Source organism: Streptomyces sp. NPDC001668, from assembly GCF_042893155.1.
Lineage (GTDB): Bacteria > Actinomycetota > Actinomycetes > Streptomycetales > Streptomycetaceae > Streptomyces.
The window spans coordinates 282,484-296,348 of the sequence record NZ_JBIAUQ010000012.1 but is presented as its reverse complement, the minus strand read 5'-3'; the positions used below and the strand labels follow the sequence as shown (position 1 = coordinate 296,348).

Genomic DNA, 13,865 nt, shown 5'->3' with positions numbered 1-13,865 from the left:
AGCCGGGTGATTGCCGGTGAACTGGCGGGCCTGGGCGGGATGTTGTCGGTTGCGGCGTCTGCCGAGCAGGTGGCGGGGCTGCTGGCGGGTCGTGATGATGTGTGGATCGCGACGGTGAATGGGCCGCAGTCCACGGTGGTCGCGGGCAGCCCGCGGGCGTTGGCGGAGTTGCAGCAGGCCGTCCCGGAGATCCGTACGCGTGTGATCGCGGTGGACTATGCCTCGCACACCCCGCACGTGGAGCAGATCCGTGAGGCGCTGATGGAGCTGGCGGCCCCGATCACGCCGCGGGCCACGGACGTGCCCATGTACTCGACTGTCACCGCTTCGGTTGTTGAGGGGGAGGCGCTGGATGCGGGCTACTGGTATCGCAACCTGCGTGAGCAGGTCCGTTTCCACGACACGGTCCAGGCGCTGGTCGCCGACGGCAGCCGCCTCTTCCTGGAGGTCAGCCCACACCCGGTGCTGACCGGTGCGATCGAGGAGAGCGGTGAGCAGGTCACCGCGACCGGCACCCTGCGCCGCGACCACGGCGGGACCCGGCAGTTCCTGACCGCGCTGTCCCAGCTGTGGGTCCATGGCGTCGCCCCTGACTGGAGCACCGTCCTGCCCGCCACCACCCCCGCAGACCTCCCCACCTACGCCTTCCAGCACGACCACTACTGGCTCGTACCGGACAGGCCCAAGGACAAGGCCATCGCGTCGTCCGACCCTCATGCCGACTTCTGGGCCGTCGTGGAGCGCGAGGACTCCAAGGGGCTGGCGGAGATCCTCGGACTGGATCACAACCAGGGCGAGTTGGCCCATGTGCTGCCCGCGCTGTCGACCTGGCATCGACGGCGGAACGCCAGGACGGCGCTGGATTCCTGGCGGTACAAGGAGAGTTGGGTCCCGTTGGCCGACGGCGCTCCCACCGGGCTGTCCGGCACCTGGCTCGTGGCCGTTGGACCGGCCCAGGTGGACGGTGAGCTGCATCGGGCGTTGGTAGAAGCTCTGCGCGAGCAGGGAGCCGTAGCGGAGACGCTGGTGGCCCCCGACGATCCGGGGCGCTGGGCCGCTCTGCTGGCCGAGCACCCCTCGGCGGCCGGTCTCGTGTCACTGCTGGCGATCGACGACAGGTTCGGGCTCCGTCCGACCCTGCCGCTGATCCAGGCGGTGACGGGCCGGGACGTGCCGCTGTGGTGCGTCACCCAGGGCGCGGTGTCCATCGGGGAACACGATCCGCTGGCCCGTCCGGAGCAGGCCGCCCTCTGGGGACTGGGACGGGTCGCGGCGCAGGAACTCCCGGCTCAGTGGGGCGGGTTGATCGACCTGCCGAAGCCGGCGGGGACCCCGAAGCCGACGGGGACCCAGGAGACGCCCGGGGCACCAGAGACGCCCGAGGTGCCGGAGACGTCCGAGGTGTCGGAGACACCGGGAACACCAGGTGCACAGGAAACGGCGGTCCGGCGGAGCATGCACCGGTTGTGCGCGGTGTTGGCCGCGGACGCTCAGGAGGACCAGGTCGCTGTGCGCGACACCGGCACCTACGGACGACGGCTGGTCCGGGCCGCGCACCCGGCCGGTGTGCCGGAGGCCGACGACTGGCGGCCGGGCAGCGGTACGGTCCTGATCACCGGAGGTACCGGCGCCCTCGGCGCGCGGATCGCCCGCAGGCTGGCCGAGCGGGGCGCTGAGCACCTGCTGCTCGTCAGCCGACGTGGGGAGACCGCGCCGGGGGCCGCCGGACTGGTGGCCGAGCTGGCGGCGACCGGGGCCCGGGTGACGGTGGCGGCGTGTGACGTCTCGGACGGGGACGCGTTGCGCGAACTGCTGGCGTCGATCCCCGACGAGTACCCGCTGACCTCGGTGTTCCACACCGCCGCCGTGCTGGACGACGCCGCTGTCGAGTCCCTCACCCCGGAGCGGATGGAGGCCGTACTGCGGATCAAGGCCGGAGCCGCGCGACAGCTGCACGAGCTCACCCTCGGCCAGGAGCTGTCCGCGTTCGTCCTGTTCTCCTCCGTGGCCGGCGGTGTGGGCATGGCCGGGCAGGGCAACTACGCCCCGGCGAACGCCTACTTGGACGCGCTCGCCCGATACCGCCACGCACACGGGCTCACGGCGACCTCCGTGGCCTGGGGGCCGTGGGCGCAGGGCGGCATGGCCGACGACGACGCGGTGGCCGAGCTGCGCAAACGGCATGGTCTGCCGCTGCTGGAACCCGACGCGGCGGTGCTCGCCCTGGAGGCGGAGCTGGCGCACGGCGAGTCGACGGCCGTCGTGGCCGACATCGACTGGGAGCGGTTCGCCCACGCCTGCACCGCAGTACGGCCGAGCCGTCTCCTCGACGAGATTCCCGAGGCCCGGCAGGCGCTCGCCGGTGCCGGTGCCGGTGCCGGTGCTGGTGCTGGTGCCGAGGCTGACGCCGGGCCCGGAGCGCGACGGGCCGGTCAGAAGGTCACCGACCGGCGGCGGCTCCTCGACGCCGTACGCGGTCAGGTGGCCGCCGTACTCGGACACGGCTCCGCCGGTGCCGTGAGCACGAGGCGGCCGCTCAGGGAACTCGGCCTCGACTCGGTCACCGCTGTGGAACTGCGCAACCGGCTCACCGGCGTCACCGGGATCAAGCTGCCGGTCACCGTGATCTTCGATCATCCGACGGTGACCGAGCTCGTCGACCATCTCGCCGCGCAGCTCTTCGAGGAGGAGCCCCCCGAGCAGGCGACCGGACCGGACACCGAGCGGCTCGAAGCCGCCACCGACGACGAGCTCTTCGCCTTGATCGAGAAGGAGTTCGGGATCTCCTGAGCTCCGCGTCCCACCCTCCTTCTTCCCCTCTCGCACCCCCACTGCTTACACACCGCATGGAGCATGTAATGGACGACGTCAAGAAGCTCCGCCACTTCCTGACGCGGGTCACCGCGGAACTCCAGGAGACCCGGGCGCGGCTGCACGAGGTGGAGTCGGCGGCCGGCGAGCCGGTGGCGATCGTCGGCATGAGCTGCCGCTACCCCGGCGCGGTGACATCGCCCGAGGCACTGTGGGAGCTGGTGGCGTCCGGAGGGGAGGGCATCTCGGGCTTCCCCACGGACCGCGGCTGGGACCTGGGCTCACTCGTGGACCCGGAGGGTGACCGACCCGGGACCTCCTACACCGGCCAGGGCGGATTCCTGCACGACGCGGGGGAGTTCGACGCGGGCTTCTTCGGGATCTCGCCGCGTGAGGCGCTGGCGATGGATCCGCAGCAGCGGTTGCTTCTGGAGACCTCCTGGGAGCTCTTCGAACGCGCGGGCATCGACCCCGAGTCCCTGCGCTCCACCCGCACCGGCGTCTTCATCGGCGCCAGCTTCCACGACTACGGCAGCAGGCTGCCCGCGATCCCGGAGGAGGTCGAGGGCCACACCATGACCGGCGTCGCCGGCAGCGTGGCGTCCGGCCGCATCGCCTACACCTACGGCCTGACCGGTCCGGCCGTGACGGTGGACACGGCGTGTTCGTCGTCGCTGGTCGCGCTGCACCTGGCCGTGCAGTCGCTGCGTCAGGGCGACTGCACCCTGGGTGTGGTCGGCGGAGTCGCCGTGATGTCCACACCGGATCTCTTCACCGAGTTCAGCCGTCAGGGCGGACTCTCCCGCGACGGCCGTTGCAGGGCGTTCTCCGCCGAGGCCGACGGTATGGGTGCGGCCGAGGGCGTGGGCCTGCTGCTGGTGGAGCGGCTGTCCGATGCCCGGCGCAATGGGCATCAGGTGCTGGCGGTGATCCGGGGTTCCGCCGTCAACCAGGACGGTGCCTCCAACGGTCTGACCGCGCCCAGCGGTCCGGCACAGGAGCGGGTGATCCGGCAGGCGTTGGCGAACGCGGGGCTGGCGGCCTCCGAGGTGGATGTGGTGGAGGCGCACGGCACGGGGACCTCGCTGGGGGATCCGATCGAGGCGGGTGCGCTGCTGGCGACGTACGGACAGGGGCGCCCCGCCGAACGGCCGGTACTGCTGGGGTCGTTGAAGTCGAACATCGGGCATACGCAGGCCGCTGCGGGCGTGGCCGGTGTGATCAAGACGGTGATGGCGCTACAGAAGGGAGTCGTCCCCGCGACCCTCCACGCCGACGAGCCCTCGCCGCACGTGGACTGGACCTCCGGTGCGGTGCGCCTGGTGACCGAGCACACCGCCTGGCCTGCCACCGATCGGGCTCGGCGTGCTGCGGTGTCGTCCTTCGGCGTGAGCGGGACGAATGCGCATGTGATCGTGGAGGAGGCTCCGGGGGTCGAGGCGCCGGAGGTCGAGGGTGCTGTGCCGGGTGGGGTGGTGCCGTGGGTGGTGTCAGGGCGGTCTGCGGCTGGGCTGCGGGCGCAGGCGGGGCGCCTGAGGGAGTTCGCCGGGACGCACACCGACACCAACTCCGCTGCTGTGGCGTGGTCGTTGGCGACGCGACGGGCAGCGTTGGAGCATCGGGCCGTCGTACTGGCGGAGGACCGGGAGGGGTTCCTGGCCGGACTCGACGCGGTCGCCGCCGGTGAACCCGCCGCCAACGTCGTCACCGGCGCGGGGGAGACCGACGCCGGTGTGGTGTTTGTGTTTCCGGGTCAGGGCTCGCAGTGGGTGGGGATGGCGGCTGAGCTGTTGGAGAGTTCGCCGGTGTTCGCCGAGTCGGTGGAGCGGTGTGCGCGGGCTCTGTCGCCGTTTGTGGAGTGGGATCTGGTGGAGGTCCTGCGGGGCGGGGACCTTGGCCGGGTTGATGTGGTGCAGCCGGCGTTGTGGGCGGTGATGGTCTCGCTTGCCGAGGTGTGGCGCTCGGTGGGCATCTCACCAGCCGCGGTCATCGGTCACTCGCAGGGGGAGATCGCCGCGGCGTGTGTGGCGGGCGGGTTGTCGTTGGAGGACGGCGCCCGTCTGGTGGCGTTGCGCAGCCGGGTGATTGCCGGTGAACTGGCGGGCCGGGGCGGGATGTTGTCGGTCGCGGCGTCTGCCGAGCAGGTGGCCGGGCTGCTGGCGGGTCGTGATGATGTGTGGATCGCGACGGTGAATGGGCCGCAGTCCACGGTGGTCGCGGGCAGCCCGCGGGCGTTGGCGGAGTTGCAGCAGGCCGTCCCGGAGATCCGTACGCGTGTGATCGCGGTGGACTATGCCTCGCACACCCCGCACGTGGAGCAGATCCGTGAGGCGCTGATGGAGCTGGCGGCCCCGATCACGCCGCGGGCCACGGACGTGCCCATGTACTCGACTGTCACCGCTTCGGTTGTTGAGGGGGAGGCGCTGGATGCGGGCTACTGGTATCGCAACCTGCGCGAACAGGTCCGCTTCCACGACACCGTCCAAACCCTGGTCGCCGACGGCAGCCGCCTCTTCCTGGAGGTCAGCCCACACCCCGTGCTGACCGGTGCGATCGAGGAGAGCGGTGAGCAGGTCACCGCGACCGGCACCCTGCGCCGTGACCACGGCGGGACCCGGCAGTTCCTGACCGCGCTGTCCCAGCTGTGGGTCCATGGCGTCACCCCCGACTGGGCCACCGTCCTGTCCGCCACCACCACCCCCGCAGACCTCCCCACCTACGCCTTCCAGCGCAAGCACTACTGGCTGACCGGGGCCGACACCACCGGTGACCTCCGAGGCGCCGGTCTCGCCGCTCTCCGGCACCCCCTCCTCGCGGCCGGGGTGAGCGTGGCCGAGGACGGCGGGTTCCTGTTCACCGGCAGGCTGTCCACCGGCTCGCACCCCTGGCTGGCCGACCACACCGTGCTGGACCGGACCCTGGTGCCGGGCGCGGCCCTGGTCGAACTCGCCCTGCGCGCGGGCCAGTACGCCGACGCGGAACACCTGGACGAACTCGTGCTGCGGACCCCGCTGGTGCTGCCGGCCGACGGATCCGCCGTCGACCTCCAAGTGAGCGTCGAAGCGGCCGACGAGCGGGGAGCGCGGGCGATACGGCTGCACAGCCGGCCGTCCCGGGCCGGTCAGCCCGAGGACGCGCACGACTGGACCTGCCACGCCACCGGGACCCTGAGCGTCCCGCGGGCCGATGACGAAGCGTCCGTCGCCGAAGAGCTGCCCGGCGCCGGCGCATGGCCTCCGCCGGACGCCGAGCTCGTCGACACCGAGGGCTTCTACGAGCGGCTGGCCGACCAGGGCTACGGGTACGGACCCGCCTTCCAGGGCGTACGTGCCGTATGGCGGCGCGGTGACGACCTCTTCGCCGAGGTCGAGCTCCCGGCACCCGACGCCGCCGGACGGTTCGGCCTCCACCCGGCGCTGCTGGACGCGGCCTTGCAGATCCGGCTGGTGGAACTGCTCGACGGAGCCGCGGAACGGATGGTGCCGTTCTCGTTCACCGGGGCGCGGATCCACGCCACCGGAGCGACCGTCGCGCGGGTGCGGTCGACGCGTACCGGCCCCGACACCTTTTCGTTGCGGATGACCGATCTGGCCGGCCTGCCGGTGGCCACCCTCGACGGCATCGCGGTGCGCCCGCCGGCCGAGGAGGCCAGGACCGCCGTACCGCCGGACTCGATGTTCGAAGTGGACTGGGTTCCGGTGTCCGGCAGTGCTTCCGCCCCGGCCCGGACCGCGGTACTCGGTACGGCCCTTCCCGGCCTCGCCGTCCCCGCGCACGCCGACGTCGACGCTCTGGCCGCCGCCGTGCGCGCGGGCGAGCCGGTGCCGGAGACGGTGCTGCTGCCCTGCCCCGCGGTCGTCGACGACGACATGCCGCGGGCACTCCGCCAGCGGCTGTCCGCGGTCCTCGGCACACTCCGGGAGTGGCTGGGCTGTGCCGAGCTGGAGACGGCGAGGCTCGTCCTGGTGACCCGGCGGGCCGCACCGGTGCTCCCCGGCGAGCGGGGTGACACGGCGACAGCCGCGGTGCGGGGGCTGTGGCGCTCCCTGTGCTCGGAACACCCGGACCGGTTCGCCCAGGTGGACATGGACGTCCCGGCACCGGTGCCGGTCACCGACGAGCCCGAGCTCGCCGTTCGCGACGGCCGCCTTCTCGCACCCCGTCTGCGCCGCCCCGCGAAGACCCTCCCCCTCCCCGCGCGCACCCCCTGGACGCTCGACCTGGACACCGGAGGCACCCTCGACGGGCTGCGTCTCACCTCGTGCCCCGAGCCCCCTCTGGAGCCCGGCCAGGTGCGGGTCGCCGTACGCGCGACCGGCGTCAACTTCCGTGACGTCATGGTGGCGTTGGGCGTCGTACCGGCCGGCGGGGCCCTCTTCGACAGTGAGGGCGCCGGAGTGGTCGTGGAGACCGGACCCGGGGTGGACGGGTTCGCGGTGGGCGACCGGGTCATGGGACTGTTGTCCGGGGCGTACGGCGGACCGGTCGCGGTGGCCGACCGCCGGCTGCTCGTGCCGGTGCCGCGCGGCTGGACCTTCGCGGAGGCGGCCTCCGTGCCCGCGGTCTTCCTCACCGCCTACTACGCGCTGGTGGACCTCGCCGGGATACGGGCCGGTGAGTCGTTGCTCGTGCATGCCGCCGCCGGGGGAGTGGGCACGGCCGCGGTGCAGCTGGCCCGGCATCTCGGCGTCGAGGTGTACGCGACCGCCAGCGAGCCCAAGTGGCCCGCGGTGCGGGGGGCCGGGGTCCCGGCCGCGCGGATCGCGTCCTCGCGCACCCTGGACTTCGCGGACACGTTCCTCGCGGAGAGCGGCGGCCGGGGCGTCGACGTCGTACTGAACTGTCTGGCCGGGGAGTTCGTGGACGCCTCGCTGCGGTTGCTGCCCCGGGGCGGGCGTTTCGTCGAGATGGGCAAGACGGACGTACGCGAGCCGGCGGAGGTGGCCGCGCGACAGGACGGCGTGCGGTACCGGGCGTTCGACCTCAAGGAGGCAGGGGCGGAGCGGCTCGGGGAGATGCTCGCGCACCTCGCCGGGCTCTTCGAGCAGGGCGTGCTGTCCCCGCCGCCGCTCACCGCCTGGGACACCCGGCAGGCGCCCGAGGCCTTCCGTCAGCTGAGCCGGGCCCGGATCGGCGGCAAGGCGGTGCTGGTCACGCCCGTGACAGCGGTCGAGGGCACGGTCCTGATCACCGGGGGGACCGGTGTCGTCGGATCGGCGGTCGCCAGGCATCTGGTGCGGACGCACCAGGTCACCGACCTGGTCCTGGTCTCCCGGCGGGGCGACAAGGCGCCAGGAGCCGCCGAACTCCGAGCGGAACTGGAGGAGGCGGGCGCCACCACCCGCGTGGTGGCCTGCGATGTCTCCGACCGGAACGCGCTGCGCGCGCTGCTCGACGGGCTCCCCGGTCTGCGGGGCGTGGTGCACGCGGCCGCCACCGTGGACGACGGCGTCGTCACCGCGCTCACCCCCGAACGGCTGGACACCGTGCTGCGGGCCAAGGCGGACGCGGCCTGGCACCTGCACGAGCTGACCCGGGACCGTGACCTCTCCTTCTTCGTGATGTTCTCCTCCGCGGCCGGCGTGCTCGGCGCGGCCGGCCAGGGCAACTACGCCGCCGCCAACGCCTTCCTGGACGCGCTGGCCCACCGCCGCCGCGCCCAGGGGCTGCCCGCGCACTCGCTCGCCTGGGGGCTGTGGGCCGAACGCAGCGCCCTCACCGGAGAGTTGACCGCCACCGATCTGGAGCGGATGCGTCGTTACGGTATCCGCCCGCTCACCACCGCCGAGGGCCTCGCCCTCTTCGACGCCGCGCTGCGCTCGCCCCGCGCGCTGAGTGTGCCCGTCGCCCTCGACACGCGTCGCCAGGAGAACCCGGTGGCGCCGCTGCGCGGACTGATACGCACACCGGCCAGGCGCGCCGCGGTGAACACGGCCTCCGAGGGCGGTGCGCCCGGTGCGCGCCTGGCCGCGATGACGCCCGCCGACCGGGACCGTGAGCTCACCGACCTCGTACGCGCCCAGGCCGCCGCGGTCCTGGGACACGACGACCGTGACGCCGTCGCCGCCGACCGGTCCTTCAAGGACCTCGGCCTCGACTCCCTGACCGCCGTCGAACTGCGCAACCGGCTGGGCACCGCGACCGGGCTGCGGCTTCCGGTGACCCTCGTCTTCGACCACCCGACCCCGGCCGCGCTGGCGACGGCGCTCGGCACCCGGCTGGCACCGGAGCGGGCCCCCGTCGCCGTACCGGCCGCGCCCCGCGCCACGGACGTCCCGGCCGCCGACGACCCGATCGTCGTCGTCGGCATGAGCTGCCGCTTCCCCGGCGGGGTCCGTTCCCCCGAGGACCTGTGGCAGCTGCTCGCCGAAGGGCGGGACGCGATGGGCGCCTACCCCGACGACCGCGGCTGGCGGGCCGAGCTGGGCGCCCCCGGCGCGGACGGGCAGGACTTCCAGCGGGTCGGCGGCTTCCTGCACGACATGGCCGACTTCGACCCCGAGTTCTTCGGGATCTCCTCCCGGGAAGCACTGGCGACGGACCCGCAGCAGCGACTGCTCCTGGAAACCACCTGGGAGGCCCTCGAACGCGCGGGCATCGACCCGGGCTCCCTGCGCTCCACCCCGACCGGCGTCTTCACCGGCCTGATCTACAACGACTACGCCGCACGCTTTCCCGACCTGCTCGACGGGTTCGAGGGACACCTGGGCAACGGCAGTGCCAACAGCGTGGCCTCCGGGCGCATCGCGTACACGCTCGGTCTCGAAGGGCCCGCCATCACGGTGGACACGGCCTGCTCGTCCTCGCTGGTCGCACTGCACCTGGCCGCGCAGGCGCTACGGCAGGGCGAGTGCACGCTCGCCGTCGCGGGCGGGGCGACCGTGATGTCGACACCCCGGCCGATGGTCGAGTTCAGCCGCGTCGGGGGACTCGCTCCCGACGGCCGCTCCAAGGCGTTCTCCGCCGAGGCCGACGGCATGGGCTTCGCCGAGGGCGTCGGCATGCTCGTGGTGGAGCGGCTGTCCGACGCCCGGCGCAACGGGCACCAGGTGCTGGCGGTGATCCGGGGTTCCGCCCTGAACCAGGACGGTGCCTCCAACGGTCTGACCGCGCCCAGCGGTCCGGCACAGGAGCGGGTGATCCGGCAGGCGTTGGCGAACGCCGGGCTCGTGGCCTCCGAGGTGGACGTGGTGGAGGCGCACGGCACGGGGACCTCGCTGGGGGATCCGATCGAGGCGGGTGCGCTGCTGGCGACGTACGGACAGGGGCGCCCCGCCGACCGGCCGGTACTGCTCGGCTCGGTGAAGTCGAACATCGGTCACACCCAGGCCGCCGCCGGTGTCGCCGGTGTGATCAAGACGGTCATGGCGATGCGCCACGGCTCCCTCCCGCGCACCCTGCACGTCGAACGGCCCGCCACGCACATCGACTGGAGCTCCGGTGCGCTGCGCCTGGCCGACGAGCATCTGCCCTGGCCCGAGTCGGACCGGCCGCGCCGGGGTGCCGTGTCGTCCTTCGGCATCAGCGGAACCAACGCCCATGTGATCCTCGAGGAGCCGCCGGCCGAGCCCGCACCCACCGCCGTCGAGCCCGAGGACGGCCCGGTGCCCTGGGTGCTCTCGGCGAAGCACCCCGACAGCCTGGCCGAGCAGGCCCGCCGGCTGTACGAGCGGCTGAGCGGCGACCCGGATCCGCACCCCGCCGACGTGGCCCGCACACTGCTGTCCAGGCCGCTGTTCGAGCACCGTGCCGTGGTGGTCGGCCGCACCCGTGCCGAGCTGCTGGACCGGCTGGCGGCGCTGGGCCGCGGCGAACCGGCGACCGGAGTGGTCCGCGCGGCGCCGGGCGGCCGCAGTCCCCGTACGGTGTTCGTGTTCCCGGGGCAGGGCTCGCAGTGGGCCGGCATGGCCGCCGAACTCCTCGACAGCTCACCGGTGTTCGCCGCGTCGATCGAGAAGTGCGGCCGGGCGCTGGCGCCGCACGTCGACTGGGATCTGCCGGACGTCCTGCGCGGTGGCGCCGCGCTGGAACGGGTGGACGTGGTGCAGCCCGCCCTGTGGGCGGTGATGGTCTCGCTCGCCGAGGTGTGGCGCTCGGCGGGTGTCGAGCCCGCCGCCGTCGTCGGCCACTCGCAGGGCGAACTGGCGGCGGCCTGCGTGGCGGGCATGCTGTCCCTCGAGGACGCCGCCCGGATCGTCGCCCTGCGCAGCAGCCTCATCGGCCGTGAACTGGCAGGCCACGGCGGCATGGTCTCCCTCGCCCTGTCCGCCGACCGGGCGGCCGGGCTGCTGGAACCGTGGGGCGGGCGGATCTGCGTGGCCACCGTGAACGGGCCGGCGGCCACCGTGGTCGCCGGGGCGGCGGACGCGCTGGACGAGCTGATGGACATATGCGCGCGGGACGGGGTGCGAGCCCGGCGTGTCCCGGTCGACTACGCCTCGCACACCCCGCACGTCGACCGGCTGCGCGAACCGCTCCTCGCGCTCGCCGCACCGGTCGTCCCCCGCCCCGGCGAGCTGCCCCTGTACTCCACCGTCACCGCCGGCCCGGTCGCCGGGGAGTCGCTGGACGCGGAGTACTGGTACCGCAACCTGCGCGAGACCGTACGGTTCGACCAGACGATCCGCGCCCTCGCAGGGCACGACCTGTTCGTCGAGGTCAGCCCGCATCCGGTGCTGACCGGCGCGATCGAGCACACCGTGGAGGACAACGGCGGCCGGGCCGCGGTCACCGGCACCCTGCGCCGCGCCGAGGACAGCCGCACCGAGCTCCTCGCCGCGCTCGCCGCGGCCTTCGTCCGCGGTGCTCCCGTCGACTGGACACGGACCTTCCGCGGCGGCCGGCCGGTGGACCTGCCGACCTACGCCTTCCGCAGGCAGCGGTACTGGCTGGACGCGCCCGAGCGCTCCCACGACGCCACCGGCCTCGGCCTCACACCCCCCGGGCACCCGCTGCTGACCGGCGCGCTCGCCCCGGTGGGCGGCGACAGCGTCGTCTACACCGGGAGGCTCTCCCGTACGACCCACCCCTGGCTCGTCGACCACACGGTGCTGGACACTGTGGTCGTCCCCGGCAGCGTCCTCGTCGACTGGGCGCTGTACGCGGGCCGCGCCGCCGGCTGCCCCCGCATCGCCGAACTCACCCTTGAGGAACCGCTGTTCCTCGGCGACCCGGTCCATGTCCAGGTGCAGGTGACCGAGCCGGACCCCGACGGGCGGCGCACCCTGACCGTGCACTCCCGCGCCGAGACCGCCGCCGCGGACACCACGACCGGGTGGACCCGCCACGCGCGGGCACTCCTGGCCCCCGCCGCCGAGGACCCCGACTTCTCGGCCCTCTCCGGAGCATGGCCGCCGCCGGGCGCCGACTCCCTTTCCCTGGAGGGGTTCTACGACGGTCTCGCCGCGCGCGGATACGCGTACGGGCCCGCCTTCCGCGGTCTGCGGGCCGCCTGGCGGCGCGGCGACGAGGTCTTCGCCGAGGTGTCGCTGGGCGAGACCGCCACCACCGGCTTCGCCCTGCACCCCGCACTGCTGGACGCGTGCCTGCACGCGGCGGGCGTCCCGGGCGGCCCCTTGGCCAAGGACCAGGTCGACATGCCGTTCTCCTGGTCCGGCGTCCGGCTCCACTCGGAGCCCACCACCACGCTCCGCGTGCGGCTCACCGCCCCCGACAGCGGCACCCTGCGGCTCCTCGTCGCGGGCAGCATCGGCCAACCGGTCGCTTCCGTCGAAGAGCTGGCCCTGCGCACGGTGTCGGCCGACCGCTTCCGCAGGGCCGTGGAACAGCCCGCCGTACCGTCCGAGAGTCCCCGGCGCCCCTCCGCGCCCCTGGACAGCGCCGCCGCCCGCCTGGTCAGGGAGGCCCCACCCGAGCGGCGGCCGGAGCTGCTGGCCCGGCTCGTCCGCGACCAGCTGACCGCCGTACTGCGCCAGGACGCCACGGACCTCGCCGAGGACGCGGAGTTCCTGGACCTCGGGATGGACTCGATCGCGGGCATCGCCCTGCGGGACCGGCTCGGAACCCTGCTCGACCTGCGACTCCCGTCGACCACGACCTTCGAGCACTCGACCACGGCCCGGCTCGCCGCCCACCTCGCCGCACTCCTCGAGCCTTCCGCGGAACCGCAACCGGACGCGAGCGAGGCCGGGACGACCGCCGCACCCACGGCCGACCCCCTGGACAGCATCACCGCCCTCTACCACCAGGCGTACGCCGTCGGCCGCACCGGATCCGTCGGCATGGACCTCATCCAGGCCGCCGGTTGGCTGCGGCCCTCCTTCAGCGCCGAGGAAGCCCCCGACCACGCGCTGCCCACCGTCCGCATGGCCACCGGCGACGGCAGCCGGACCATGCTGGTGTGCCTGCCCGCGATCACCGCGACCGCCGGCCCGATCCAGTACGGCATGATGGCGCAGCACTTCGAGGGCAAGCGGGACGTCGTCTCCCTGGTCAACCCCGGATACGGCGAAGGGGAACTGGTCGCGGACACCTTCGCCGCCCTCGTCGAGACCCACCTCGCGAAGCTGCGCGAGACCGTCGGTGACGCGCCGTTCGTGCTGCTGGGCCACTCCATGGGCGGGCTGATCGCCCATGCCCTGGCGATGCGGGCCGAACAGGAGGGGCTCGGGCCGGACGCGGTCGTGCTGCTCGACACCTTCCAGGCCACCCACCAGTTCTCCGAGAAGACCACCATCGCGATGAACGAGGGCCTGGACTCCCGTGAACGGCTCCTCGGTCCGCTCGCCCTGAACGGGGTGAAACTGACCGCGATGGGCCGCTACAACGCCCTGTTCATGCGGGAGTGCCGACTCGGCCCGATCCAGGCCCCGACGCTCTTCCTGAGCGCCGCCGACCCCATGCCCCACCAGGACGAGGGCTTCGAGGACGAGGGCTGGCGAGCGACCTGGCCCTTCCCGCACACCGCGCGGGCCACCCCCGGTGACCATTTCACGATCATGGAGCACAACCTGCCGCTGACCACCGCCGCCATCGAGGACTGGCTGGCCGAACGCGGCCTGTGACCCGCGCCCGGCCCACTCCCGCCCCGCCGC

General features: G+C 73.4%; 2 protein-coding genes. Both read left to right on the top strand.

Translation table 11 applies throughout. The features are described from left to right. A partial coding sequence (locus ACFYZ8_RS31705; protein WP_389050160.1) for an SDR family NAD(P)-dependent oxidoreductase occupies nt 1-2,790 on the top strand: 2,790 nt, incomplete at its 5' end. A 68-nt stretch (nt 2,791-2,858) separates the two neighbouring features. Then, nucleotides 2,859-13,835, top strand: coding sequence for an alpha/beta fold hydrolase (locus ACFYZ8_RS31700; RefSeq protein ID WP_389050158.1), 10,977 nt, complete (start codon nt 2,859-2,861; stop codon nt 13,833-13,835). Nucleotides 13,836-13,865: the final 30 nt, after the last annotated feature.